This window comes from Thalassospira sp. (assembly GCF_002709775.1).
Lineage (GTDB): Bacteria > Pseudomonadota > Alphaproteobacteria > Rhodospirillales > Thalassospiraceae > Thalassospira.
This window is the reverse complement of record NZ_PAQR01000064.1, coordinates 1-25058: the sequence shown is the minus strand read 5'-3', so window position 1 is coordinate 25058 and position 25058 is coordinate 1. Positions and strand designations below refer to the sequence as shown.

Below are 25058 nucleotides of genomic sequence, written 5' to 3'. Positions count from 1 at the left end.
TAGAGTAACCGGCAGATATACCATTTTGTCAATGCGATAAAACAGGAACAAGAACCGCGATCATAATGCGGTCGGTTCAGGGAAGTTATGTCCACCAGGGAGGCGCATGGTGCGCCGCACATAAGGGAAAAATCCCGGCTATCAGGAGACATACGGATGACCAAGTTCAATTCCGGCCCCAAATTTAACCGGCGCACACTTCTCAAGGGCTCGCTTGCTGCCGGCTCTGCATTGGCAATGCCAGCGATCATCAGCAGAAAAGCACTCGCCTCTTCGGGTGAGATCAACATTCTGATGTGGTCCGACTACCTGCCGGAAACCTTCCTCAAATCGTTTACCGATGCGACGGGCATCACGGTCAATTACACCGGCATCGGTTCGAACGAGGAAATCATCAACAAGATGAAGGCCTCCAAAGGTCGCGGCTTTGATATCGTATCGCCGACCAACAACCGTGCGCTTCAGTGGAAGGCACTCGAACTGCTTCAGCCGTTCGACATGTCCAAAGTCGCCATTGATGCCGTTAACCCGGCAATGGCCAAAATCGGTAGCACCGACTGGGCATTTGAAGCGGGTAGCACCTATTGGCTGCCGCACATCTGGGGTACCGAAGGCATGGCATGGCGTACCGACCAGTTCCAGCCGGATGGCATGTTCCCGTCCTATGGCGATGTCTGGTCAGAAGCCAATGCTGGCAAAACCATGGGCCGTGCGCATTCCATGATGCTGGGTGCCGGTCTTTACATGGAAACCACTGGCGAACTGGCACCGGGCTCGGTCTGGAAAGCTTACACCTCTGAAGAGGAAATGCGCCCGGTTTGGGAAAAGATCACCGAATGGTGCATCGCGCGTAAAGGCAACATCAAACTAATCTGGAACGATGCCGATACCCAGAAGAACGGTCTTCTGAACGAAGGTGTGATCGTCGGTCAGACCTGGGATGGCCCTCCGCTTGCCCTTAAAACCGCTGGTGAGCCGGTCATGTACCGCGCACCGAAAGAAGGTGCTCTGGCGTGGGTTGATGGCCTTGCCCTGCCGACCGGTGCCGAGAACATCGATGCCGTCTATGAGTTCATCAAATACGCCTTCATGCCGGAACTGGCTGGTGAGGCGATTGACCATCATGGTTACAACTCCCCGGTTCTGGGTGCAGACAAGTTCGCTGGCGAAGCCTATGCCAAGAACTTTGCCGATGCCTATCCGGGTGATGCGCTGGCCAACCTCAACCCGTGGCCGTCCGAACCGCAGTGGTATGCCGACATGCGTACCGAGTATGTGAACCGCTTCGAAAGCGCCTGATTTCGATTTCCAGGGGCGGCACGTCTTTGCACGTGCCGCCCTTTTTGGGTTCTTCACCCTATTCAATTCAAACAACAATAATTCCGTTGTCGCCCGTATCTGCGGGCGAACAGGGCTTTGCCGTTTTCAGGGGTTGTCAGTTCCATGACCAAAGAAATTTCGCTTGAGCATGTCTGGGTGGAGTTCGGTGAATTCACCGCCGTCCACAAGGCTAATCTGAACATCGCAGGTGGCGAGTTCTTTTCATTCCTCGGCCCGTCGGGCTGTGGCAAGACAACGCTTTTGCGCTGTATTTCCGGTTTTCAGGAACCAACCCGTGGCAAGGTCAAAATCGGTGGAGAAGACATGCGTGGCGTTGGCCCGAACAAGCGCCCCACCGCCCTTATTTTCCAGAACCTGGCCCTTTTCCCGCTGCGCTCGATTGCTGATAACATCGCATTCCCGCTCGAAGTACGCGGTGTCGACAAGAAAACCCGGCGCAAGCGCGCCGATGAGCTGCTTGAACTGATTGCCCTGTCAGGCCAGGGCGACAAGAAAGTCAGCGAACTTTCCGGTGGTCAGAAACAGCGTGTAGCCATTGCCCGTGCGCTTGCGGTTGAACCCGATATCCTGCTGCTGGACGAGCCGCTTTCAGCACTTGATCTTAAGCTGCGTCAGCATATGCGAACCGAGCTCCGCGCCATTCAAAAGCAGGTCGGTCTGACCTTTATCTATATCACCCACGATCAGGGTGAAGCGCTGACCATGTCGGACCGCATTGCCGTCATGAACAAGGGCAAGATCGAGCAGATCGGCGATGGCAAGGCGATCTATGATCATCCGACCACAAGTTTTGTCGCGTCCTTTGTCGGGGAAAACAACGTGCTTGAAGGCACGGTTCTGTCCAATGACGGGCAGAAGATGCAGATTGATGCCGGACTTGGCACGCCATTCACAGTCGAAAGCCATCCGGCCGGTGGCCCAGCCCTTGCCCCCGGTGATGACTGTCATCTGTTTGTCCGCCCTGAAGCACTTCGGATATCGAAGGATGAAAGTTCGATCAATCAGTTCGAAAGCAACTTCGTCACCGAAGAGTTCGAAGGCAATATGCGCCACATCGTGATGAATGCGAATGGCAAGGATCTGAAGCTTTCGCTGATCAATGATGGCACCAACGCGATTGATGCCAATGCCCCGGTCAAACTCGATTTCGCACCGGAAATGGGCATTGCGCTCAAACCGGGCGAATTGGCCAGTGCGTAACGGGGGCCAGTATCATGCGTGATCTTTTTTACGATCTTGTTCGGCGCAACGGCATGGCGGTGTCGATCTATTTGATGCTCGCCGTCAGCATCTGGGTGTTCCTTTTGATCATCCTGCCGCAGCTGACCATGCTGGATTACTCGTTCCGATTTAACCTGCCGCCCGCCAAAATCGGTGGCCCGGAAGACGTTTATACCCTTGAGCAATATCGATACTTCTTCCAGGGCAGCGGCGCTTCGGACGGGATCAACACCCTTGATATCGGCATCCTGTTCAAAACGCTGTTCGCTGCCGTGTTTGTCACCGTTTTCGATTTGATCATCTGTTACCCGGTGGCATTTGTTCTAGCGAAATCATCTGCCGGGGCAAAGGCGCGCTTGCTGGTTCTGGCACTCATCGTGCCTTACTGGATCAATGAAATTCTGCGTGCCTTTGCGTTTCGCATTCTGTTTGGCGCGACGGGTGTCATCAATGAAACCGGCATGGGGTTGGGGCTTTGGGATACACCGATTGACTTCATCCGCGAAGATGTCGCGCTCTATGCCGGGTTGGCATATGCCTATATCCTTTTGATGATCTTCCCGCTTTATAACGCGATTGAAAGCCTTGATCGCAACCAGATTGAAGCAGCGCGTGACATGGGTGCCAACTGGTGGCAGGTCCATGCCAAGGTTGTCATTCCCTATGCCAAGCCGGGCATTGCATCGGGCATGACCATGGTCTTCATGCTGACATCAGGTGCGCTTGCGGCACCACAGATTTTGGGCGGTCCATCGAACCTTTGGTTCACGCAGCTGGTCTATCAATGGTTTAACTCGGGCGGCAACTGGCCACGTGGCTCGGCATACGCGATGGTCCTTCTGATTGTCTGTATCGCGCTTGTCTTGTTGGTGATGCGCCTGTTCAAGGTATCGATCGGGGAGATCAAACAATGAAGATGAAATCCCCGACTGCAATGATCCCGGGTTTGTATCTGACCCTGTTCTTTGCCTATCTGTTCGGACCGCTGATCATCATGGTGATCACCGCGTTTAACTCATCAAGCTTCCCGCGTGTATCACCGTGGGAGTGCTTCACCACCGACTGGTTTGGCAAACTTGCCGCTGATGACAAGCTTTTGGCGGGTCTGGGCAATTCGCTTCTGATCGGGGTTGGGGTCGTTTGCGTCGCCATTCCCATCGGTCTGGCAGCCGCAATCACCCTGTCGCAGGTCGGTCCGAAACTGCGTGCAGCGCTTTATACGATCTTTATTGCGCCTATTCTGGTGCCGGGCGTTGTCATTGGTCTTTCCACCCTGATCTTCTGGGACCGGATCGGAACCCTGTTCAACGCACCGTATGAGAGCTTCTTCTACGATGGAACTTTCCTGACGATCTTTGGTCAGGTGACCTTTATTGCCGCCTACTCGATGCTGGTGTTCCTGTCGCGTATTCAGCGCTTTGACACCACACTGACCGAAGCGGCCCTTGATATGGGTGCCACACCGACGCAGGCATTCATTAAGGTGCTTTTGCCCTTCATGGCGCCCGCAATCGGTTCCGCCACGGTTCTGGCGTTTCTAGCCTCGCTTGAAAACTACAACACCACGGTGTTCACGATTGTTTCAAGCAGCACCTTTACCACCGTTCTGTCATCGAAGGTGCGTTATGGCCTTGATCCATCAATCTCGGCCGTGGCGGTGATCATTATTGCCATCACCTTGATCGGGGCGATCATTTATGAATGCCGCAATCGCTATAACACCAAGGGCTGGGCCCATGTGGTTGCCGACCGCCCGGTTCTGAAGGTCGCAACCCATCCGGGTACGGTGGCGGTGATCTTGGGTCTTCTTGCACTGGCCGCTGTTGTGTTCATTCAAAACCACGATTCAAGTGCCTGTACCGCGCAGATCCTTGAAGACAAGCGTGCGCTTCAGCAAAAGCTAATGGAAGAACAGTCGCTCAACACGCCGCAACAAACCGTTCCGGCACCGACCATGCCAAACCTTGGCCCGCTGGGTGGGGATGAAGGGGGTGCTTCGGCACCAAGCCCGTTTGGCAATAGTATCTTCTCGCCGGAGAACCTTGGAACCAGTGCCCCGGATGGTCAGTAATCCGACCAAATGGGATGAAAACGAAAAGGGCAGCACATCATGTGCTGCCCTTTTTTAGTACGTAACGAAGGTTCGCTTGATCAGGACGGGATGGCCGCAGTTGCCTCGATCTCGACCACGGCTTCGTCCTCGACCAGCTCCTTGACCACGACCATGGTCATGGCTGGGAAATGCTTGCCAAGGATGCGCTGATAGGCTTGGCCAACTTCGCGCTGATTGGCGAGATATTCCTTCTTGTCGGTGACATACCAGGTCAGGCGCGCAAGATGTTCGGGCTTGCCGCCGGCTGCTTCGAGGACAGCGACAATGTTTTTAAGCGCCTGTTCCATCTGTCCGACGAAATCCTTGGCGACAAAGACCTGATCTTCGTTCCAGCCAATCTGGCCACCAATGTAAAGTCGTGCACCGTCGGCCAATACGCCGTTGGCATATCCCTTGGGCTGTTTCCATCCGTCCGGCTGAATGATTTTATGCATTGTTTTCTACCACTTGATTGATTTCTTTTTCGATTTTGGCACGCAAATCATCTGGCCATGCCACTGACTTTCCGGCCCCGTGCCTTGTAAAGACCAGGGTAACCGTTGTTTTCAGGCGTTGCTCGCCACCTGATTGTGCGGTGATTTCCAGCTCTAAACTGGAACGCCCGATCCGTGTTGGGATCAGACAGAATTCCAAAATGTCGCCAAGCTTGCTTGGCGCAGTAAAGGCAACACTGAGCGCAGCCGTTGGAACGGCAACCTGCATCGGGCCGTGCATGGTCGGGAACCCAAATCCGATGACCTGATCAAACCATTCCTCGACCGTGGCATTCACCATCTCGAAATAGCGCGGATAAAAGACAATCCCCGCCGGATCGCAATGCTGAAACAGAACTTTCTGCTGATAGGTGAATGCCGCCATGTCAGACCCCCAGATATCGATCAGCAAGATCGTCGGTCAGCTCATTGACCGCGCCTGTCCAGGCCGTAATGCCCTTTTCGACAATCACATAGCGATCCGCCACACCCGAGAGTTCCTTAAGCGATTTGTCGACTACAAGGATCGTCAGCCCCGATTGTTTCAGCTGATTGATCGCAGCCCAGATTTCCTGACGCACAACCGGCGCCAATCCCTCGGTCGCTTCATCAAGGATCAGCAAACGAGGATTGGTCATAAGAGCCCGACCGATGGCCAGCATCTGCTGTTCCCCGCCTGAAAGCGTGGATGCCTTTTGATCGCGCCGTTCGGCCAGGCGCGGGAAAAGACCGGCAACGCGATCAAAGTCCCACTCGCCCGGACGGGCTGCAGCAATCAGGTTTTCTGTCACGCTAAGCTGGGCAAAGCACCGGCGCCCTTCTGGCACCAGACCAAGGCCAAGGCGGGCAGCCTTGTGTGATGGCATTTTTGCCAGATCCTGTCCGGCAAAGCGGATCGACCCATCACGATGTTCCATCATGCGACAGATGGTCTTGATCGTGGTGGTTTTGCCCATGCCATTACGGCCCATGAGTGCAACCGCCTCGCCCTCATTCAAGGACAAATCAATGCCAAACAGGGCCTGCGACGCGCCATAAAACGCGGTAACGCCACTAAGTTCGAGAAGTGCAGTCATATCAGGCGTCCTCCCCGAGATAGGCACGTTTGACATCATCATTGCCGCGAATTTCATCCACCGTTCCGGTGGCTATGATCCGGCCATAAACCAGAACCGAAATCCGGTCGGCGAGTGCAAAGACCGCATCCATGTCATGTTCGACCAAAAGGATCGGGGCCTGTCCGCGCAAACCATCAAGGAACCCGGTCAGACGTTTGGAACCTTCCGGCCCCATGCCAGCCATCGGTTCATCAAGCAGAAATGCCTTGGGCTCGAGTGCCAACGCGACCGCCATTTCAAGCTGGCGGCGTTCGCCGTGCGAAATGTCGGCAGCACGCATTTGCGCCCGGTCCGCCAACCCGACCCGTTCAAGCTGGGCCATGGCGGGATCCACCAGCGACTTGTCACTCAGCACCGGTTTAAAGAACCGGAACACCTTGCCGCTAACCGACTGACGCGCCAGCATGACATTTTGCAGGACCGAGAATTCCGGCATCAGGGATGACACCTGAAATGTCCGGGCCAGCCCCATGCGTGACCGTGCAACCGCATCAAACTCGTTGATGTTCTGACCGTTGAAATGGATATCGCCACTGTCAGATTTGATCTCGCCCGCGATCTGTTTGATCAGGGTGGATTTTCCCGCCCCGTTCGGCCCGATCAGGGCGTGAATTTCACCCGGACGCAGATCGAGCGTGACGCTATCACTGGCCAGAAGCGATCCGAACTGCTTGGTGACATTGGAAAGCGAAAGAATGGCATCAGACATGTTTACGCTCCCCCGCCAGAACACCGACAAGACCACCGCGTGCAAACAGCACGACCAGCAACAACAGAACGCCCAGCGGCAATTGCCAGAATTCCCAAACACCACCCAGAAGATGTTCCAGAATGATGTAAAGGGCTGCACCGGCAAGCGGACCGAACAAACGCCCGACCCCGCCCAGAATGACAAACACCATGATTTCACCCGACATGTGCCAGGACAGCATGGTCGGGCTGACAAAACGGTTGAGATCGGCATAAAGCGCGCCAGCAAGGGCCGTGATCATGGCCGACACCACAAAGGCGACCAGACGAATGCGGAACGGCGCAATACCGACCGCCGTCATACGTTGCGGGTTCTGACGTGCGCCCTGAAGCGCAAGACCAAAGCGCGAGCGGATCAGAACAGCGGAAAACGCCATCGCAATCGCCAGCATCACGGCACAAAGCGCAAAGAAACTGATCGGATCCAGGGTATTAAGCCCCGGGAAGCCGTTGCGCACATAGATCGACAACCCGTCTTCGCCGCCATAGGCCGGCCAGGAAATCGCGAAGTAATAGATCATCTGCGCGAAGGCCAGCGTGATCATGATGAAATAGACCCCGCTTGTGCGAAGCGTGATCGCACCAATCACAAGCGCAACCAGTGCCGACACGATCAGGGCGACAATCCAGATAATGATCATCTGGGTCGTGCCTTCGATCAGAAAAGGGCTTTCCATGATCGGCTCGTAGTTCAGCGCATGGCTGGCAAGGATACCCGCAGCATAACCACCAATGCCAAAGAACGCCGCATGACCGAACGAGACAAGCCCGCCATAGCCAAGCACAAGGTTAAGCCCGACCCCGGCCATGGCAAAGATCGCGACCTTGGTGGCAAGGGTGATGATAAATGGTTCATCCATGCCAAGTGCGATCAGCGGTACAGCGACCAGCGCGATGGCAAGAATGGAATTGATAAGGGTTTCGCGGTTCATGGTCATCAGGCAGCCGTCCCGAACAGACCGCTTGGACGCAGGAACAGAACCAACGCCATCACGATATAAATCAACATGGATGCCAGTGCGGAGCCAATCGCCGTGGCACTTGACGGATCAAGGAAGGTCGCAAACAGGTGCGGCAAAAGGAAACGCCCCATCGTATCGGTAAAGCCAACCAGCAAGGAGCCAACCAGTGCCCCCTTGATCGATCCGATCCCGCCAATGACAATCACGACAAAGGCCAAGATCAAAACCGGCTCACCCATACCAACCTGTACTGACTGGGTCGTGCCGACAAAGGCACCGGCCAGCCCGGCGAGTGCCGCGCCAAGGGCAAAGACCACCGTATAAAGACGGTCAATATCAACCCCAAGGGCTGCGATCATGCCACGGTCGGCTTCGCCCGCGCGAATGCGGATGCCAAGGCGGGTTTTGCCAATCAGCAGGAACAGGCCAACAGCCACCGCAAGACCGGCAATAATGATGGCAAGACGGAACAGCGGATATTCAAATGATCCACCCAGAACCACCGTGCCGGTCAGGAAATCAGGCACGCTGAGGAATAGTGGAAAGGATCCGAAAATCCAGCGGGTGCCTTCGGAAAAAATCAAAATAAGTGCAAAAGTCGCCAGAACCTGATCAAGGTGATCGCGGTTATAAAGACGGCGAATAATCAACATTTCGACCAGCGCACCGGCGATGGCAGCCGCCATCAGACTGGCAACAAGCCCCAGCCAGAAAGAACCGGTCCATGCAGCCACAGCCGCACAGGCAAACGCACCGACCATATAGAGCGAGCCATGGGCAAGGTTAATCAGCCCCATCACACCGAAAACAAGCGTCAGCCCAGATGCCATCAAAAACAGCATCACACCGGACTGAAGGCCGTTTAACAGCTGCTCCAGAAAAAGAGAGAACATTATTGGAAACTCCGTCACAAGGTGGTCAGGGGCCAGCTACAAAATCGAAACCGGCCCCCGGCCTCTTGTCAGCTCGTAATTACATCGAGCATTCCGACGCATAGGCGTCAGAGTGATCCGTCAGCGCCGTACCGATAATCTTGTTGGTCAGCACGTCACCTTCTTTGACGACTTCACGAACATAGATGTCCTGGATCGGATGCTGGTTCGGGCCAAAGATGAATTTGCCACGGACCGAGTTGAAGTCAGCTGCACGCAGCGCATCACGGAATGCATCGGCATCCGAAACGCTGGCCTTGTCCATCGCCGACAGCAGCAGGTTCGCGGTGTCAAAGCCGTAAGACGCATAAAGCGACGGCAGACGACCATATTCAGCCTGGAAGGTTTCAACGAACGCCTTGTTGGTAGCGTTGTCGATGTCTTTGGACCAGTTGGAGGTGTTCTTGAAGCCAAGCGCATCATCGCCAACAGCACCAAGAATGCCCTGATCCATCGAGAAGGCCGGACCGATCAGCGGAATATCAACACCGGACTGGGCATACTGTTTCATGAACGCAATACCCATGCCGCCCGGCAGGAAGAAGAAGACGCTTTCTGCACCCGATGCACGGATCTGTGCGATTTCGGCTGCATAGTCGGTCTGGCCAAGCTTGGTGTAAACTTCGTCGGTGATGTCACCCATGAAGAATCGCTTGAAGCCCGACAAGGAATCTTTGCCTGCCGGATAGTTCGGAGCAAGGATGAAGGCGCTGTTGTAACCGGCACTCGATGCGTAGCCACCGGCTGCTTCATGCAGGTTGTCGTTCTGATAGGAAACGCTGAAATAGTTCTGGTTGCAGCCCTTGCCAGCAAGCTGCGACGGTGCAGCGTTGACCGACAGATAGAACTTGTCCTGTGCGACCGCCGACGGCACAACCGCCATAGCAAGGTTCGACCAGATGATACCGGTCAGAACATCAACCTTGTCCTGCTGGATCATTTTATCGGCCAGCTGAACCGCAATATCGGGTTTGCGCTGATCATCCTCGATAACGACTTCGAGATCCGGATTATTTGCCTGTTTGACGGCAAGCATGAAGCCGTCACGTGCGTCAATCCCAAGACCTGCACCACCGCCAGAAAGCGTGGTGATCATACCAACCTTGACCGGCTCCGCCTGCGCAGCACCGGCAGCAAGCAAAGCAGCGGCTGCTGCGATGGTTGTCTTAATACCCTTCATTTAAGCCTCCGTGTTTATACAATTTTTCGTTTAGCAACACGTTGATCCCGCGACATTTATGTCTTTGTGCGTCGCGGTTCTTGTGAACCTGATGCCTGCCCCTGATTTTGCAGTATTTGCATCCGGTCCGTCCATCCTCAAAGCGCGGTTCTTACCCGCCAGAGTTCCGGAAACAGTTCTACTTCCAACATTTTCTTCAGATAACTGACGCCTCCCGTGCCGCCAGTCCCACGCTTGAACCCGATCACGCGTTCGACCGTCGTGACATGGTTAAAGCGCCATCGCCGGAAATAGTCTTCAAAATCGACCAGCTTTTCCGCCAATTCATAAAGCGACCAGTATTTACCCGGATCGCTGTAAACCTTTTGCCAGGCCGCAATGACTGCATCATCGGGCGTATAGGGTGCCGAAACATCTCGGTCCAAAACCTCTGCTGGCACATCAATCCCCTCGGCACTGAGCAACCGCAAGGCTTCGTCATAAAGGCTCGGTGTTTCCAGTTCCGCCTTCAGCATCGCGGTGATGTCTTCACGGTGCGCGTGCGGGTGCAACATGGCGTGATTGCGATTGCCCAGCATGAATTCGATCAGACGATACTGATAGGACTGGAAGCCCGAAGACGGTCCAAGCGCATCGCGAAACGTTGTGTAGTCACTTGGCGTCATGGTGCGCAGCACATCCCACGCATTATTCAGCTGTTCGAAAATGCGCGACACACGCGCCAGCATCTTGAATGCCGGGCGGACATCACCACCATGGATCGCCTGACGGGCGGCGGTGATTTCACGAATGGCAAGCTTCATCCAAAGCTCCGACGTTTGATGCTGAATGATGAACAGCATTTCGTCATGGGCATCGGATTGCGGGTGCTGTGCGGTCAGGATCGCATCAAGCGACAGATAATCGCCATAGGACATCTGATCAGAGAAATCCGTGCGTGCACCCTCGGAGCTTGGATCATATGGCGTGGTTGGTTTTGCCATCTCAGGTCACCGCGTTGCGTTTGTGGAATTCCGGCTTGTCCCAAGCCTTGGTTTCCATGATTTCAGCAAGGATTTTGACCGCACCGTCGACATCATTGTTGTCGATGTAAAGCGGGGTAAAGCCAAAGCGGATGACATCCGGTGCGCGGAAATCACCAATCACACCGCGCGCGATCAAGGCCTGCATGACGGCGTAGCCCTGATCGAACTTGAATGATACCTGCGATCCACGTTCATCAGGATTGCGCGGGCTTGCCAGCTCCAGCATCGGACAGCTTGCCTCAACCCCGGCAATGAACTGTTCGCACAGCTCGATGCTGCGTTTGCGGATATCGGCCATCTCAACACCATCCCAGGCCTTCATGGCTTCTTCCAACACGGCCATCTGGATGACCGGCGGGGTGCCGACACGCATGCGCGACACATCCGGTGCCGGGGTATAATCGGGATCAAAGGCAAAGGGTGCGGCATGACCAAGCCAGCCTGAAAGTGCCGGTCGGGCGACCTTGGCATGATCGGGCCGGACATAGATAAAGGCCGGCGCGCCCGGGCCACCATTCAGATATTTATAGGTGCACCCGACGGCGAAATCGGCATTGCAGCCCGCCAGATCAACAGGCACCGCCCCGGCGGAATGCGCGAGATCCCAGATCACCAACGCACCGGCGGCATGGGCCAGATCCGTGATGCGTTTCATGTCATGCATGCGCCCGGTGCGATAATCGACCTGGGTCAGCATCAACACTGCCAGATCTTCATTGATCAGGCTTTCGACATCTTCGGGGTTGGGTGTTTTCAGCACGTGACCACGATCAAGCGACTTGATCAGGCCGTCGGCCATATAAAGATCGGTCGGGAAGTTACCGTTATCTGAAACAACCACCTTGCGATCCGGGCGCATTTCAAGCGCGCTTGCCAGCGCCTGATAGACCTTGATCGACAGGGTATCGCCCATCACCACAGTCCCGGATGCCGCCCCAATCAAACGCGCGACAAGATTGCCGACACGCTCGGGTTGCTCCATCCATTTGGCATCGTTCCAGCCACGGATCAGCATTTCCCCCCATTCCTGTTCGATCATCTCCTTGGCACGGTTTGCGGCCGTTTTCGGCAACATGCCAAGCGAGTTCCCATCAAGGTAAATGACACCTTCCGGGATATGGAACAGGGATTTGGTGGCGACAAAGTCGGTCATGCAGACGTTTCCTGTTTCAGTCTGAAGCGCTGGATTTTTCCAGTCGCGGTTTTTGGCAAAGCCTCGATAAATACGACGGAGCGCGGATATTTAAACGGCGCAATCGTCGCTTTTACATGATCCTGAAGGGCTTTGGCCATCTCGGGCGTTGGGTCGAATTCGGCCGCCAGAACCACATGGGCCTGAACAATCGTGCCGCGGTCTTCATCAGGCGCGCCAATAACCGCACATTCCGCAACAGCCGCATGGGCAAGAAGGGCTGCCTCGACCTCAGGCCCGGCGATGTTATAGCCCGATGAGACGATCATATCGTCATTGCGCGCGGCAAAGTGATAGTAGCCGTCTTCATCGACATAGAACGCATCACCCGTCAGGTTCCAACCATCGCGGACATAAACATGCTGGCGGACATCATCCAGATACCGGCAGCCAGTCGGGCCACGCACCGCAAGCCTGCCAACGGTTCCAACCGGCACCTCGTTCATCTTGTCATCGACGATCTTTGCTTCATATCCGGTGACCGGGCGGCCCGTGCAGGCCGGGTGGCTATCGCCAAAACGGTTGGAGATAAAGATATGAAGCATCTCGGTCGCGCCAATACCATCAAGCATCGGCTTGCCGGTTTTTTCCATCCAGGCTTCATAGACCGGCGCAGGCAGGGTTTCCCCGGCCGATACAGCTGCGCGGAGCGATGAAAGATCAGCACCTTCGTCCATCGCGGACAACATCACACGATAGGCGGTCGGTGCAGTAAAGCAGACGGTCGCCTTATAGGTTTCGATGATTTCGATCATGTTGGGCGGCGATGCCTTTTCAAGCAAAGTCGCCGTCGCCCCGAAACGCAGCGGGAAGATCGCAAGCCCGCCAAGACCAAAGGTAAAGGCAAGCGGCGGTGATCCGACAAACACGTCATCGGGCGTCACATTCAGCACTTCCTTGGCATAGCCATCGGCGATGATCAAAAGATCCCGGTGGAAATGCATGGTGGCCTTAGGGCTTCCCGTGGTGCCAGACGTAAAGCCAAGCAGGGCAACATCATCACGCCCGGTCTTGACCGCATCGAACTTGACCGATTTGGTCAGCGCAATGCGATCCAGTTCCGCATCATGATTGGCGGTGCCGTCAAAACCGATCACATTTTTAAGGAACATGCTGTCCTTGGCACATGCCACCAACTCATCCATCAGCCGCGTGTCACACAGGGCAAATTCTATTTCGGCCTTGTCAACGATCTGCCCTAACTCACCCGCGCGCAGCATCGGCATGGTATTGACCACAACCGCACCGGCCTTGGTCGCCGCCAGCCAGCAGGCCACCATCGCCGGGTTATTGGCCGAACGGATCAGAATGCGGTTACCCGGCTTAACGCCGTAATCCTCGACCAGTGCATGGGCGATGCGGTTGGTCCAGTCGGCCAGTTCCTTATAGGTACGCTGGCGGCCATTGCCGATCAGGGCCGTGTTATCGCCAAATCCCTGTTCGACCATCTTGTCGGTCAGTTCGACCCCGGCATTCAGATATTCGGGATAGTCAAACCCATCCAGATTGATATCTGGCCATTCTGCAAACGGGGGCAATTTGTCCCGCGTGAAGCTATCGGTATGTGCGGTTGGTCCGAGCATTGTGAAGTCCCTGATACAGTCATTATTACGCCAGCGTTTGCCGTGCGATGATTATTTTCTGGACGTCGGATGCGCCTTCATAAATACGAAGGGCGCGGATTTCCCGGTAAAGCGTTTCAACGATGTGCCCGCTGCGCACACCATCGCCGCCATGAATTTGCACCGCCTTATCAATGACGGTTTGTGCATGATCGGTTGAATAAAGTTTGGCCATCGCCGCTTCGCGACTCACGCGCGGTGCCCCACTGTCCTTAAGCCAAGCGGCGCGATACACCAGAAGGGCCGAGGCATCGATATCAAGCGCCATGTCCGCCACATGCCCCTGCACCATCTGCAAATCAAACAGCGGCGCGCCAAACAGTTCGCGTTCCTGAACACGCGTGATGGTTTCATCAAGCGCACGTCTGGCAAAACCAAGGGCGGCAGCGGCCACGGTGGATCGGAAAACATCCAAAACCGACATCGCGATCTTAAACCCGTCACCCCCATAGCCCATCAGGGCGGATGCCGGAATGCGACAATCGGTAAACTTCAAACGCGCCAACGGATGCGGGGCAATGGTGTGCAGACGTTCGGCGATTTCAAACCCCGGAATGCCAGCCGGCACGACAAAGGCCGACAGCCCCTTGGCACCGGAGGCCTCACCCGTACGGGCAAACAGGCAATAGAAATCGGCAATCCCGCCGTTCGAAATCCAGGTCTTCTCGCCATTCAGGATAAAGTCATCGCCATCGCGCTTTGCCTCAAGCGCGATATTCGCAACATCCGACCCCGATTGCGGTTCGGTCAGGGCAAAGGCCGCAATCGCCTTGCCGGAACGCACTTTTGGCAACCAGCTATCTTTCTGGTCTTTGGTTCCGAACAAGGAGATTGCGCCACTCCCCAACCCCTGCATCGCAAAGGAAAAATCAGCAAGCCCGTCATACCGCGCCAGTGTTTCGCGGATCAGGCAAAGCGATCTGACATCAAGCTTTGATCCTGCATCATCAGGATCAATAGCGGCATGGCGCAGCCAGTTGCCTCTTGCGAGACGCGCCACAAGATCACGGCAGGCAGCATCGACATCTTCGTGATTGATGCCCTTGATGTTGGACACAGCCCAGTCATCAAGCTTTGCCGCCAATTCACGATGGCGGTCTTCGAAGAATGGCCAATCAAGATAGGTCTTATCTGCCATCAGTCGCCCTCGAACACCGGTTTTTCCTTGGCAACGAATGCCTTGTAGGCGCGATTGAAATCCTCGGTCTGCATGCAGATCGCCTGCGCCTGGGCTTCGGACTCAATCGCCTGTTCGATGGACATGTTCCACTCCTGGGCCAGCATGGTTTTGGTCATCATGTGACCGAAATTCGGGCCCTTGGAAATGCGCGTTGCCAGCTCGATTGCCTCGGCCTCAAGAACATCTGCTTCGACAAGACGGTTGTAAAAGCCCCACCGTTCGCCTTCCTCGGCCGACATGGATCGTCCGGTATAAAGAAGCTCTGCCGCCCGGCCCTGACCAATGATACGCGGCAGGATGGCGCATGCCCCCATGTCACATCCGGCAAGGCCAACACGGGTAAACAGGAATGCGGTTTTCGATGCCGCAGTCGCCAGGCGCAGATCAGATGCCATGGCAATGATGGCCCCGGCCCCCACACAAACGCCGTCAACCGCGGCAATCACCGGCTTGCCACAGCCAATAATGGCCTTGACCAGATCACCGGTCATGCGGGTGAATTCCAGAAGGCCTTTCATGTCCTTGTCGATCAACGGACCGATAATGTCATGCACATCCCCGCCAGAGCAGAAATTGCCCCCGTTCGACCCAAACACAACCGCCTTGACGTCATCGGCATAAACCAGATCGCGGAAGGTATCGCGAAGCTCGGCATAGCTATCAAAAGTTAGCGGGTTCTTGCGATCAGGACGATCAAGGGAAATGACCGCAACGTCGCCTTCCATGCGCCAGTTGAAGTGTTTTGGCGTGATGTTTGCCATCTTAGTCATGGTGGGGCGCCTCGTTATGATGGGAAATGTTGCGAAGGATTCGAATCAGGGCATCGGCATCGCTTGATGACAAATCATCAAACAGCTCCGACACCCAGCTTTCATGCACCAGTGCACGTTCGGCGAAATCCTTCTCCCCGGCTGGGGTCAGGCGGACAATCGATGCACGGCGATCATTTTCAACCGGCATGCGGACAATCAGGCCTTCTGCCACAAGACGATCAACGATCCCGGTGACATTGCCGTTCGATACCATCAACGACTTGGAAAGCTCGCTCATGCGCATGCCATCGCGTTCACGATAAAGCGCGGCCAACACGTCAAAGCGCGGCAGGGTGGTATCGAATTCCGTGCGCATTTTTTCGCGAAGCTCACCTTCGATCTTGCGCGATACCTTAAGGATCTGCAGCCAGGCCCGCAGACGTGCCTTGGACAGATCCGACGTTTCATTTCCCGCCTGTTCGGAAAGCCCTTCGGACTTGTTCATGTTCATACTTCTCCTCCCGAAACGGAAATCGTCTGTCCCGTTATCGATGCCGCATTCGGGCTGCATAGCCACATGACGGTTTCAGCCACTTCTTCTGGCTGAATGAACCGGTTTTGCGGATTTATTTTGGCAAGGCTTGCGCGCGCGGCCTCGTTGCTCATGCCGGTTTTGACAACGATGTTTTCCACCGACTTTGCCAGCATCGGCGTTTCCATAAAGCCCGGGCAAACCGCATTGATCGTGATCGGGCTGTTGGCAAGTTCAGCCGCCATACCCTTGACCATACCGACCACGCCGTGCTTCGCCGCACAGTAAGCTGTGACATAGGCATAGCCCTTAAGCCCCGCAGTCGAGGCAATTGAAATCAGCCGCCCCGGCTTGGCCTTGTCCATGACAGCCAGGCCTTCGCGGAACGTCAAAAACGTACCGGTCAGATTGACATCCATGGTGCGCTGCCACAGATCGACCGACGTTTTGCCAATCGGCGCACTTTCGGCCATTCCGGCATTGGCAATCACCAAATCGGGCGCCCCCACCACATCGACCATGGTTGTGAACATGTCACGCACCGATGTTTCATCGGTCACATCCGCCACAATGGCGGTGATGTTTTCATGTTCAGCAACTTCGGCCAGAACATCTGATCGCCGTCCGGAAACAGCCACTTTCACACCAACGTCGGCCAGCATCCGGGCCATTACGGCCCCGACACCTGAACCGCCACCAGTGATCAATGCGTTATGAACGGCAAGATCGGTCATGGCTGCTTATACCTTTCCGGTCATGGTTTCAGCCCGCTCGGCCAGACGGCACATCTGATCGCGCCCGGCATAATAAGGGGCCGGCCAATTTTCGGTGCGATTGCCAAGAGCAGCCCCCTGATGCAGCGTCCAATACGGATTGGCCAGATGCGGGCGTGCCAGACAAACAAGATCCGCACGACCGGCCATCAGGATCGAATTGACGTGATCGGCCTCATAGATATTGCCAACCGCCATGGTCGGAATACCGGCCTCATTGCGAATACGATCAGAGAACGGTGTTTGGAACATGCGGCCATAGACCGGCTTGGCATCCGTTGTCGTTTGGCCGGCCGAAACGTCACAGATATCAACGTCATTGGCTTTCAGCATCTTGGCGATCTCGACCGCCTCTTCCGGCGTAACGCCGCTATCCCCGACCCAGTCATTGGCCGAAATACGAACCGACATCGGTTTGGATTTGGGCCAGGCCGCACGAACCGCATTAATGACTTCCAGCGGATAGCGCATCCGATTTTCAAGCGACCCGCCATATTCATCATCGCGGGTATTGCTGACCGGGCTGATGAAGGATGACAGAAGATAGCCGTGCGCGGCATGAACCTCGATCATGTCAAAGCCTGCGCGATCAGCCATTTCCGCGGATGCGACAAACTGATCACGGACCATATCCATGTCTTCGCGGGTCATCGCCTTGGGCACCGCATTACGTTCCGACCATGCGATGGCAGATGCCGACATCAGCGGCCAGTTACCATCCTTAAGCGGCGCATCCATTTCTTCCCAACCCAGCTGGGTGGAACCCTTGCGCCCGGAATGGCCGATCTGCATGCAAAGTTTGGCATCGGTTTCGGCATGAACGAAATCGGTAATCCGTTTCCAGGCTTGCTCGTGGCTGGCGTCATAAGCGCCCGGGCAACCCGGCGTGATCCGCCCTTCTGGCGAGACACAGGTCATCTCGGTATAAACCAGCCCGGCACCGCCTTTTGCACGCTCGGCATAATGCACCAGATGCCAGTCGGTCGGGCAGCCATCAACCGCCTTGTACTGCGCCATTGGCGAGACAACGATGCGGTTTTTAAGCGACATGTCACGCAACTGATAGGGCACGAACATCGGATGGCGAACCGGCTCGGACGCAGGCAAACCTGCCTGTGTCTGGAACCATTTCTCTGCCCCCTCAAGCCACTTGGCATCGCGCAGGCGCAGGTTTTCGTGGCTGATGCGCTGTGATCTGGTCAGAAGCGAATAGGTAAACTGGGTCGGATCAAAATCGAAATACCGTTCGATTTCTTCAAACCATTCCATCGAGTTGCGCGCAGCAGACTGCAGGCGCAGGACTTCAAGACGGCGTTCGTCCTCATATTTGTCAAAGGCCGACTTCATGTCGGGCTCTGAATGCAGGTAATTGGCCAGCGCAATTGCACTTTCAAGCGCAAGCTTGCTGCCCGATCCGATGGAAAAGTGCGCGGTTGCCGCAGCATCGCCCATCAGAACGATGTTTTCATGCGACCAGGTCTTGCACAGAACCCGCGGGAAGTTCAGCCAGGCCGAACCACGAATATGATGTGCATTGCTCATCAACGGATGGCCGCCAAGATGATCCTTGAAGATGGCTTCGCAGGTCGCAACCGACTCTTCCTTGCTCATCTCGCCGAAACCATAGGCATCCCAGGTTTCCTGCGTACATTCGACAATGAAGGTCGCGGTTTCGTCATCAAACTGATAGGCGTGCGCCCAGACCCAGCCCTTGTCGGTTTCTTCGAAGATAAAGGTAAAAGCGTCATCAAATTTCTGATGCGTGCCCAGCCAGACAAACTTGCATTTGCGGTTATCGATATCGGGCTGAAAACGCTCGGCAAATTCAGTGCGGGTTTTGGAATTCAAACCATCACTGGCAACGACCAGATCAAATTCCTTGGCGTAGTGGGCTGCACTTTCTGCTTCGGTTTCAAAGCGAAGCTCGACACCAAGCTCACGCGCACGTTCCTGAAGCAGGATCAGAAGCATTTTGCGGCCAATGCCACAGAACCCGTGACCGGTGGAGATCGTCTTTTCGCCGCGATACTGAACCGCAACGTCATCCCAATAGGAAAAGTTGGCGCGAATGGCCTCGGCACTTTTGCCATCATTCTCGGCCAGATTGTCCAGCGTCTCGTCCGACAGCACCACGCCCCAGCCAAATGTGTCATCGGGCTTGTTGCGTTCAATCACAACAACCTCATGCGCGGGATCGCGCAATTTCATCGAGATTGCAAAATAAAGCCCCGCAGGACCGCCACCCAGACAAGCTACTCTCACCAGCTTTTCCCTTCCTGATTTGTTTGGTTGTTTCGGGAAACTGATAAAACGGTACGCCTCGATTTCATTTATTTCAAGCACAAATATTTTAGGTTTGAAATATTTTCAGATTTGCCTAGAATTTCCCTCATAACCACAATGCGCCCACCACCATAACCCGGCGCAGCCACACAGAACTTCAGGGAACCGACCATGATTACCGACTGGGATGATGCTTATGCCAATGGCGATTATATTGCCGATGCCGCGACCTATCCGGAGCTTTGGGCGACCCAATCGGCAACTTTTCGCGATGCTTTAACGAACGACAATCGCGCCCGGCTGGACATTGCCTATGGCGATGCGCCGCGTGAAAAATATGACCTGTTCCTGCCGACCGGCACGCCCAAGGGCCTCGTGGTGTTCGTGCATGGCGGCTATTGGAAGGCGTTTGATAAATCAAGCTGGTCACATCTGGCCAACGGTGCCTTTACCAAGGGCTGGGCTGTGTGCATGCCAAGCTACACACTGGCCCCCGATGCCCGACTATCAAAGATCACCGAGCAGATCGGGGCGGCCATCACGCATGCCGCCGAACAGTTCGCAGGCCCGATCCACATCACCGGTCACTCTGCTGGCGGGCATCTTGTCAGTCGCATGGCGTCTGACACGTCCCCCCTCAGCCCTCAGGTTCAGGCGCGAATTGAAAATACCGTCTCGATCAGCGGCCTGCATGATCTGCGCCCGCTGCTCAAGACCACGATGAATGATGTCCTGAAACTTGATGAGGACGAGGCTGCTCGCGAAAGTGCCGCCCTTCTAAAGCCTGCCTTGCCGTGTTCTATCACTTGCTGGGTCGGGGCTGATGAACGCCCGGAATTCGTGCGCCAGAATGATCTGCTTGCCAATATCTGGACCGGGCTTGGGGCTAGCACGCGCTCTGTGCATGCCCCCGACAAACATCATTTCAATGTCATTGCCGATCTTGCAGATCCCGACTCTGATCTTGTCGCCTGCCTGCTCACCCCGATCCGTGCGGAGGACGCATAATATGTCGACCGTCACTCTCACATTCGAAAACGCCATTGCGTTTATCACGATCAACAACCCGCCGATTAACGCCACAAGCCATTCGGTTCGCGCGGGGCTCGTCGATGCGCTTGTTCAGATTGATGTCAATGACGACATCAGGGCTGCAATCCTGATCTGCGACGGCAAGACCTTCATCGCCGGTGCCGATGTCAGTGAATTCGGCCAACCGCCGAAAGCCCCGATCCTGCCCGACGTCATCAAACGTCTTGAGGCCACCACCAAACCAATCATCGCCGCCATTCACGGCCACGCCCTTGGCGGCGGCCTGGAAGTCGCCCTTGGCTGTCATTACCGCATTGCAGACAACAAAGCCAAACTCGGCCTGCCGGAAGTTAATCTTGGCCTGATCCCGGGCGCAGGTGGAACGATCCGCTTGCCCCGTCTGATCCGGGTCACAGAGGCCGTTGCCATGATCACCAGCGGCAAGCCGATCTCCTCCACCAAGGCCAACGAAATCGGTCTGCTTGATGCCATCACTCACGGCGCGCTTCGCGATGCCGCCCGTGACTTTGCCCAAACCGTTCTGGACCGCGAAATGCCAAAACCCCTTCTACTACGCGATCCAGTCACCCCGCCGAGTACTGCCGACTGGAATGACATTACTGCCGCGACAAAAAAGAAAGCACGCGGCCAAACAGCCCCACTTGTCGCCATTTCGGCCATTCGTACCGGCATTGAGCAAGGCTCGGATACCGGCCTCAGCCATGAGCGTGAAAAATTCGTCGAACTGCGCGACAGCGACCAGTCAAAGGCGCTGCGCCATATCTTCTTTGCTGAACGCTCTGTTGCTAAACTGCCCGAACTGAGGGGCATCGAACCCAACCCGCTCAAGCAGATCGGCGTCATTGGCGGCGGCATCATGGGGGCGGGTATTGCTACGGCGTCCCTGCTTGCCGGCTATAACGTCACCATCATCGAACGTGACGAAGATGCCTGCGCCAATGGGCGTGCAACGGTCGAAAAGCACCTGTCTGGCAGCCTCAAGCGTGGCCTGATCAACCAAGACCGCTTTGACGCGCGCATGGCCACACTATCCACCAGCACCGACTATGCCGCCTTGGCCAATGCTGATCTGGTGGTCGAGGCTGTCTTTGAAGACATGGCTGTCAAACATGAGGTGTTTGACAAACTCTCCAGGCATTGCAGACCCGATGCTGTTCTGGCCTCCAACACGTCCTATCTCGATATCAACGAAATCGCCGCGAACTGCGTAAATCCAAACCGCGTCATAGGTCTGCATTTCTTCTCGCCAGCCCATATCATGAAACTGCTGGAAGTGGTGCGAACCGACAAGGCGGATGCCAAAAGTCTCGCAACCGCATTTTCTTTCGCCCACGCCCTCGGCAAGATCGCCGTTCCATGTGGTGTCTGTGATGGCTTTATCGGCAACCGGATCATGTCCGCCTATCGCAAGCATTGCGAATACATGCTCGAAGACGGCGCACTCCCACATCAGATCGACGCCGCCATGGTCGAGTTCGGTTTCCCGATGGGTCTGTTTGCCATGCAGGATATGGCAGGCCTCGAAATCTCTTGGGCCACCCGCAAACGCTTGGCTCCGTTCCGCGATCCGTCTGAACGTTATGTCGCGCTCGGTGATTATCTCTGCGAAACGGGCCGCTTTGGCAAAAAGAACGGCCTTGGCTGGTATCGCTATGATGAAAACGGCAAGGCACAACCGGACCCGGAAGTCGATGCGCTGGTGATTGCCGAGTCAGAAAAGAAAGGCATCACACGTTGTGACTTCACACATACCGAAATCATGGATGTGATCCTTGGGGCAATGCGCGATGAGGGAGACAAGATCCTAGCTGAGGGTATTGCCAATAATGCAGATGCCATTGATGTGGTGATGATCAATGGCTATGGCTACCCAAGGCATAAGGGCGGGCCGATGTTTATGACAACTTGACCTAAGTCCATAGCTGCCCCCCTTCAGCAGCTTTTTTTGGGCAACCCTGTATAGAACGGTCGCAACAATAGTATGCTGCCTAATACTCCATGAAGTGAGCTGGTTATGGGTTAATTAGCATCCGCCCCCCCCAACAACCCCTCCGACTAAAAAGGAAACCTGACCAAATGATTTGAGCCAGCCGGCTTGGGACTTATTTAAATTAATCTCTTAGATACGGAACTAATAGCCTCGCATATTTCTCAGTGAACTGCCTTCTAAAAGCGGGCGAAACATGGAAAGGGGTATCTCCCCGAAAAGCATCATCTATTGGGAGTGGAGCATCCAACACCATCCTAATACCTGAACTTTCGACTACTTTTTTTGAACTATCGTAGAACCTCTGTTCTTTCGCCGGGTCACGCATAACAGCCCGCATTAAAGGCCCAAATACGTACAGGCAATTCAGAGAGTAACGAGAGCACACTCGCCCGATCTCATTAATATAAGCAGTACTTCCGATCTTTTCGGGGATCGAATAATTCTTTAAGTGCGGGGCATCAAGGTCGATCTTTCCCGGTGATGCAATATAACCATGACTCCGAACTTGATCAGTAATTCTTGAGTTATCAACCCCTCGAATAGTGTCCCAAATAAACCGAGATGCCTCTTTTAAATCAATCAAGCGCCTCACATACTCTATTAGTAGCCTAATTTGTCCGTGGACAGATAAAGCCGGTTCAAATGGCAGTGCACTCATGTAAAACCTACCAGCTGGATTTTCTCCCCATGCCAGCGCATCTACAGAAAAGAAAAATATTATATTCGCATTCTCTTCAATTCCACCCACTAGATTTCGAAGTTGAAGTAAGGCACCGGGAAGTCCATGCCCGCCTGTAAGAGGTAACGATAATGTTCTCAGATTAGTTATCTCTGAGAACAACTCTTGGTCAATACCGTAGCCCAACGAACTATCACCCAGCATAAAAGCATCAATTTCGTCCAAACGAGTAGCAGTCAATTTCTCTTCTGCTAATCGCGTTACCACCCCGACGGCATGGTCAATTCGATGAAGATCTCGGAAAACCCAGTATTTAGTTCCGTTTATAGAAACAATGATAAAAATCACTACTACAGTGGATGCAAAGCATGTTCTAAAATATCGTGTCATTTGGATCAAAAATTGAAATAGAGGAATGGACTTGGGTTAGATAACGTAGCTAAAACAATGGCGACCAGTATACCAGTAATTACCCCCCATACTTTTGTCGGCCTCCATTCCAATACACTGGAAGTGTAATTTTCCGGAAAAAGGCTACTTCTTGTTAGCTTGGGGTCAATCTGAGATCGTCCAATTATTTGGTTCGTATTGGGAGCAAACAAACATAAAGCAAGCATTGCAACCAAGACAAAAACGACACTACGTTGATCATGAATAATCGGCGTTACTTCTACGATCTTATACATAGAATTCAGCATATGAAATGCAGTAGATGCGTTCTCTGCTCGGAAGAAAACCCATCCAACAACCACAGCAACAAATGTTAGCGCCCAACCTGACACCATCGAAAGCAACTTTAACGGGAACGGGATCACAACCCAAGGCACCTTTACCATCCTAAATCCGTGATTAATTGCAAGATAGACACCATGGAGCGCTCCCCAAATTAAGAAAGTTAAGCCAGCTCCGTGCCATATGCCACCAATTGTCATTACTAATATTAGGTTGAAGTACCGCCGTCTATTTCCGCGCCGACTTCCGCCAAGAGGAACATAAATATAATCGCGCAAGAACCTTGAGAGCGTCATATGCCAACGTCGCCAAAATTCAATTATACTTGTCGACTTGTACGGTGAGTAGAAGTTGATAGGCAGAGAGATACCAAATATCAACCCTAACCCTATAGCCATATCGGTATAACCAGAGAAATCGAAATAAAGCTGAAATGTATACGCAAGACTGGCAAGCCAAGCATCCCAAGTAGATATGGCTCTTCCCGTTGCCGCCGTTTCAAACACTGGTCCAACAAAGTTGGCCGCATAGTCCGCCACCAGGAGTTTTTTAGCCAATCCTATAAAAAATAGCGTCAATCCTGGCGCTAGTGTCGCCAACGAAACGTGAACAGTGTGGATTTGCGATCTCAGCTCTTTAAATCTGACAATCGGCCCTGCAATCAGTTTTGGGAAAAATGTGACAAAAAAGGCATACTCTAACGGACTTGCGGGCTTCACTTTGCCGTGCTTACAATCATAAAGATAAGAAATTTGTTCGAATGTAAAAAAAGAAATTGCAAGCGGAAGAATAATACTAGTTGGCTCCCCGAGCCAAAGCCCCAATTTATCGAGGTTAAGAGAAATCCAATTAGCGTACTTAAACCACGCTAGAAGCGCCACATTTACTACGACACCCAATGCCAACATACTTGAAGCAAATGTCCCTCTTGCAATCAAGCTGCCAAGTGAGAAATTGAACATCATCGAGACTACTATTAATACTACATAAACTGGATGCCACTGAATAGCCCCTGGAATTGTAGACACCCCATCACTTATAAAGTGAGGCAAGGAGTTTACGATGCCCAAGAGTCATTTTACCGATGAGTTCAAAATCAATGCCGTTCGCCAGATTACAGAACGAGGTTACTCAGTAGCGGAAGTTTCTGCTCGT

General features: G+C 54.2%; 24 protein-coding genes. 7 read left to right on the top strand and 17 right to left on the bottom strand.

Going from position 1 to position 25058, the window contains the following annotated elements:
- The first annotated feature begins 156 nt into the window (after positions 1-156).
- From CMO10_RS19120 to CMO10_RS19105, 4 genes are all read left to right on the top strand, one after another.
- Positions 157-1299, top strand: coding sequence for an extracellular solute-binding protein (locus tag CMO10_RS19120; protein WP_297024962.1), 1143 nt, complete (start codon positions 157-159; stop codon positions 1297-1299).
- 144 nt (positions 1300-1443) lie between these two features.
- The gene (locus CMO10_RS19115; RefSeq protein ID WP_297024960.1) at positions 1444-2541 is read left to right on the top strand and encodes an ABC transporter ATP-binding protein; all 1098 of its coding nucleotides are present in this window, start codon (positions 1444-1446) and stop codon (positions 2539-2541) included.
- A 14-nt stretch (positions 2542-2555) separates the two neighbouring features.
- Entirely contained in the window at positions 2556-3476 is a 921-nt protein-coding gene (locus CMO10_RS19110; RefSeq protein ID WP_044829051.1) for an ABC transporter permease, read from the top strand.
- Positions 3473-4633 (top strand): ABC transporter permease, encoded by a 1161-nt coding sequence (locus CMO10_RS19105; protein ID WP_297024957.1) that lies wholly within the window; start codon positions 3473-3475, stop codon positions 4631-4633. The genes CMO10_RS19110 and CMO10_RS19105 overlap by 4 nt, the downstream gene beginning before the upstream one ends.
- A gap of 80 nt (positions 4634-4713) precedes the next feature.
- Here the strand turns inward: CMO10_RS19105 and CMO10_RS19100 are convergent, their stop codons facing one another.
- From CMO10_RS19100 to CMO10_RS19030, 15 genes are all read right to left on the bottom strand, one after another.
- The gene (locus tag CMO10_RS19100; protein ID WP_297024956.1) at positions 4714-5109 is read right to left on the bottom strand and encodes a RidA family protein; all 396 of its coding nucleotides are present in this window, start codon (positions 5107-5109) and stop codon (positions 4714-4716) included.
- Positions 5102-5533, bottom strand: coding sequence for an acyl-CoA thioesterase (locus CMO10_RS19095; RefSeq protein ID WP_297024955.1), 432 nt, complete (start codon positions 5531-5533; stop codon positions 5102-5104). Before CMO10_RS19095 ends, CMO10_RS19100 begins: the two co-directional genes overlap by 8 nt.
- Before the next feature lies 1 nt (position 5534).
- Positions 5535-6224, bottom strand: a complete 690-nt coding sequence (locus tag CMO10_RS19090) for an ABC transporter ATP-binding protein (protein WP_297024953.1) — start codon at positions 6222-6224, stop codon at positions 5535-5537.
- Between the two features lies 1 nt (position 6225).
- The gene (locus tag CMO10_RS19085) at positions 6226-6975 is read right to left on the bottom strand and encodes an ABC transporter ATP-binding protein (protein WP_044828269.1); all 750 of its coding nucleotides are present in this window, start codon (positions 6973-6975) and stop codon (positions 6226-6228) included.
- Positions 6968-7954 carry a branched-chain amino acid ABC transporter permease gene (locus CMO10_RS19080; protein ID WP_297024950.1) on the bottom strand — a complete coding sequence of 329 codons (987 nt, stop codon included), beginning with the start codon at positions 7952-7954 and terminating at the stop codon, positions 6968-6970. The genes CMO10_RS19085 and CMO10_RS19080 overlap by 8 nt, the downstream gene beginning before the upstream one ends.
- On the bottom strand, positions 7954-8871 hold the full coding sequence (locus CMO10_RS19075; protein ID WP_044828267.1) for a branched-chain amino acid ABC transporter permease: 918 nt from the start codon (positions 8869-8871) through the stop codon (positions 7954-7956). The genes CMO10_RS19080 and CMO10_RS19075 overlap by 1 nt, the downstream gene beginning before the upstream one ends.
- Positions 8872-8950: 79 nt before the next feature.
- The gene (locus CMO10_RS19070; protein WP_044828266.1) at positions 8951-10090 is read right to left on the bottom strand and encodes an ABC transporter substrate-binding protein; all 1140 of its coding nucleotides are present in this window, start codon (positions 10088-10090) and stop codon (positions 8951-8953) included.
- Positions 10091-10227: 137 nt separating this feature from the next.
- The gene (kynA, locus tag CMO10_RS19065) at positions 10228-11073 is read right to left on the bottom strand and encodes a tryptophan 2,3-dioxygenase (RefSeq protein WP_297024948.1); all 846 of its coding nucleotides are present in this window, start codon (positions 11071-11073) and stop codon (positions 10228-10230) included.
- A 1-nt stretch (position 11074) separates the two neighbouring features.
- Positions 11075-12268 (bottom strand): kynureninase, encoded by a 1194-nt coding sequence (gene kynU, locus CMO10_RS19060; RefSeq protein WP_297024946.1) that lies wholly within the window; start codon positions 12266-12268, stop codon positions 11075-11077.
- Positions 12265-13890 carry an AMP-binding protein gene (locus CMO10_RS19055; RefSeq protein ID WP_297024944.1) on the bottom strand — a complete coding sequence of 542 codons (1626 nt, stop codon included), beginning with the start codon at positions 13888-13890 and terminating at the stop codon, positions 12265-12267. Before CMO10_RS19055 ends, kynU begins: the two co-directional genes overlap by 4 nt.
- 25 nt (positions 13891-13915) lie before the next feature.
- Complete coding sequence (locus tag CMO10_RS19050; protein WP_297024942.1) at positions 13916-15067, bottom strand: acyl-CoA dehydrogenase family protein; 1152 nt, start codon at positions 15065-15067, stop codon at positions 13916-13918.
- Entirely contained in the window at positions 15067-15879 is an 813-nt protein-coding gene (locus CMO10_RS19045) for an enoyl-CoA hydratase family protein (protein ID WP_297024941.1), read from the bottom strand. Before CMO10_RS19045 ends, CMO10_RS19050 begins: the two co-directional genes overlap by 1 nt.
- A complete protein-coding gene (locus CMO10_RS19040) occupies positions 15872-16366 on the bottom strand; it encodes a MarR family winged helix-turn-helix transcriptional regulator (RefSeq protein WP_297024939.1) in 495 nt (164 codons plus the stop codon). Before CMO10_RS19040 ends, CMO10_RS19045 begins: the two co-directional genes overlap by 8 nt.
- A 2-nt stretch (positions 16367-16368) precedes the next feature.
- Positions 16369-17127, bottom strand: coding sequence for an SDR family NAD(P)-dependent oxidoreductase (locus CMO10_RS19035; RefSeq protein WP_297024937.1), 759 nt, complete (start codon positions 17125-17127; stop codon positions 16369-16371).
- A 6-nt stretch (positions 17128-17133) separates the two neighbouring features.
- Positions 17134-19428: a bifunctional salicylyl-CoA 5-hydroxylase/oxidoreductase gene (locus tag CMO10_RS19030; protein ID WP_297024935.1), complete on the bottom strand. Its 2295-nt coding sequence runs from the start codon at positions 19426-19428 to the stop codon at positions 17134-17136.
- A 192-nt stretch (positions 19429-19620) separates the two neighbouring features.
- Here CMO10_RS19030 and CMO10_RS19025 point away from each other — a divergent pair, with 192 nt between their 5' ends.
- Complete coding sequence (locus CMO10_RS19025) at positions 19621-20457, top strand: alpha/beta hydrolase (RefSeq protein ID WP_297024933.1); 837 nt, start codon at positions 19621-19623, stop codon at positions 20455-20457.
- A gap of 1 nt (position 20458) precedes the next feature.
- Positions 20459-22411, top strand: coding sequence for a 3-hydroxyacyl-CoA dehydrogenase NAD-binding domain-containing protein (locus tag CMO10_RS19020; RefSeq protein WP_297024931.1), 1953 nt, complete (start codon positions 20459-20461; stop codon positions 22409-22411).
- A gap of 202 nt (positions 22412-22613) precedes the next feature.
- On the opposite strand, the gene CMO10_RS19015 is transcribed toward CMO10_RS19020, so the two are convergent.
- Both CMO10_RS19015 and CMO10_RS19010 read right to left on the bottom strand, forming a co-directional pair.
- Positions 22614-23519 (bottom strand): hypothetical protein, encoded by a 906-nt coding sequence (locus tag CMO10_RS19015; RefSeq protein WP_297024930.1) that lies wholly within the window; start codon positions 23517-23519, stop codon positions 22614-22616.
- A 47-nt stretch (positions 23520-23566) separates the two neighbouring features.
- Positions 23567-24868: an MBOAT family O-acyltransferase gene (locus CMO10_RS19010; RefSeq protein ID WP_297024928.1), complete on the bottom strand. Its 1302-nt coding sequence runs from the start codon at positions 24866-24868 to the stop codon at positions 23567-23569.
- Positions 24869-24965: 97 nt separating this feature from the next.
- Between CMO10_RS19010 and CMO10_RS19005 the strand changes: the two genes are divergently transcribed.
- Positions 24966-25058 (top strand): transposase (locus tag CMO10_RS19005; RefSeq protein ID WP_297025037.1); only part of this gene is annotated, 93 nt, incomplete at its 3' end.

Coding starts and splice junctions, on each gene's coding strand:
- CMO10_RS19120 (WP_297024962.1), top strand. CDS start 157: ATGACCAAGTTCAATTCCGGCCCCAAATTTAACCGGCGCACACTTCTC.
- CMO10_RS19115 (WP_297024960.1), top strand. CDS start 1,444: ATGACCAAAGAAATTTCGCTTGAGCATGTCTGGGTGGAGTTCGGTGAA.
- CMO10_RS19110 (WP_044829051.1), top strand. CDS start 2,556: ATGCGTGATCTTTTTTACGATCTTGTTCGGCGCAACGGCATGGCGGTG.
- CMO10_RS19105 (WP_297024957.1), top strand. CDS start 3,473: ATGAAGATGAAATCCCCGACTGCAATGATCCCGGGTTTGTATCTGACC.
- CMO10_RS19100 (WP_297024956.1), bottom strand. CDS start 5,109: ATGCATAAAATCATTCAGCCGGACGGATGGAAACAGCCCAAGGGATAT.
- CMO10_RS19095 (WP_297024955.1), bottom strand. CDS start 5,533: ATGGCGGCATTCACCTATCAGCAGAAAGTTCTGTTTCAGCATTGCGAT.
- CMO10_RS19090 (WP_297024953.1), bottom strand. CDS start 6,224: ATGACTGCACTTCTCGAACTTAGTGGCGTTACCGCGTTTTATGGCGCG.
- CMO10_RS19085 (WP_044828269.1), bottom strand. CDS start 6,975: ATGTCTGATGCCATTCTTTCGCTTTCCAATGTCACCAAGCAGTTCGGA.
- CMO10_RS19080 (WP_297024950.1), bottom strand. CDS start 7,954: ATGACCATGAACCGCGAAACCCTTATCAATTCCATTCTTGCCATCGCG.
- CMO10_RS19075 (WP_044828267.1), bottom strand. CDS start 8,871: ATGTTCTCTCTTTTTCTGGAGCAGCTGTTAAACGGCCTTCAGTCCGGT.
- CMO10_RS19070 (WP_044828266.1), bottom strand. CDS start 10,090: ATGAAGGGTATTAAGACAACCATCGCAGCAGCCGCTGCTTTGCTTGCT.
- kynA (WP_297024948.1), bottom strand. CDS start 11,073: ATGGCAAAACCAACCACGCCATATGATCCAAGCTCCGAGGGTGCACGC.
- kynU (WP_297024946.1), bottom strand. CDS start 12,268: ATGACCGACTTTGTCGCCACCAAATCCCTGTTCCATATCCCGGAAGGT.
- CMO10_RS19055 (WP_297024944.1), bottom strand. CDS start 13,890: ATGCTCGGACCAACCGCACATACCGATAGCTTCACGCGGGACAAATTG.
- CMO10_RS19050 (WP_297024942.1), bottom strand. CDS start 15,067: ATGGCAGATAAGACCTATCTTGATTGGCCATTCTTCGAAGACCGCCAT.
- CMO10_RS19045 (WP_297024941.1), bottom strand. CDS start 15,879: ATGACTAAGATGGCAAACATCACGCCAAAACACTTCAACTGGCGCATG.
- CMO10_RS19040 (WP_297024939.1), bottom strand. CDS start 16,366: ATGAACAAGTCCGAAGGGCTTTCCGAACAGGCGGGAAATGAAACGTCG.
- CMO10_RS19035 (WP_297024937.1), bottom strand. CDS start 17,127: ATGACCGATCTTGCCGTTCATAACGCATTGATCACTGGTGGCGGTTCA.
- CMO10_RS19025 (WP_297024933.1), top strand. CDS start 19,621: ATGATTACCGACTGGGATGATGCTTATGCCAATGGCGATTATATTGCC.
- CMO10_RS19020 (WP_297024931.1), top strand. CDS start 20,459: ATGTCGACCGTCACTCTCACATTCGAAAACGCCATTGCGTTTATCACG.
- CMO10_RS19010 (WP_297024928.1), bottom strand. CDS start 24,868: ATGATGTTCAATTTCTCACTTGGCAGCTTGATTGCAAGAGGGACATTT.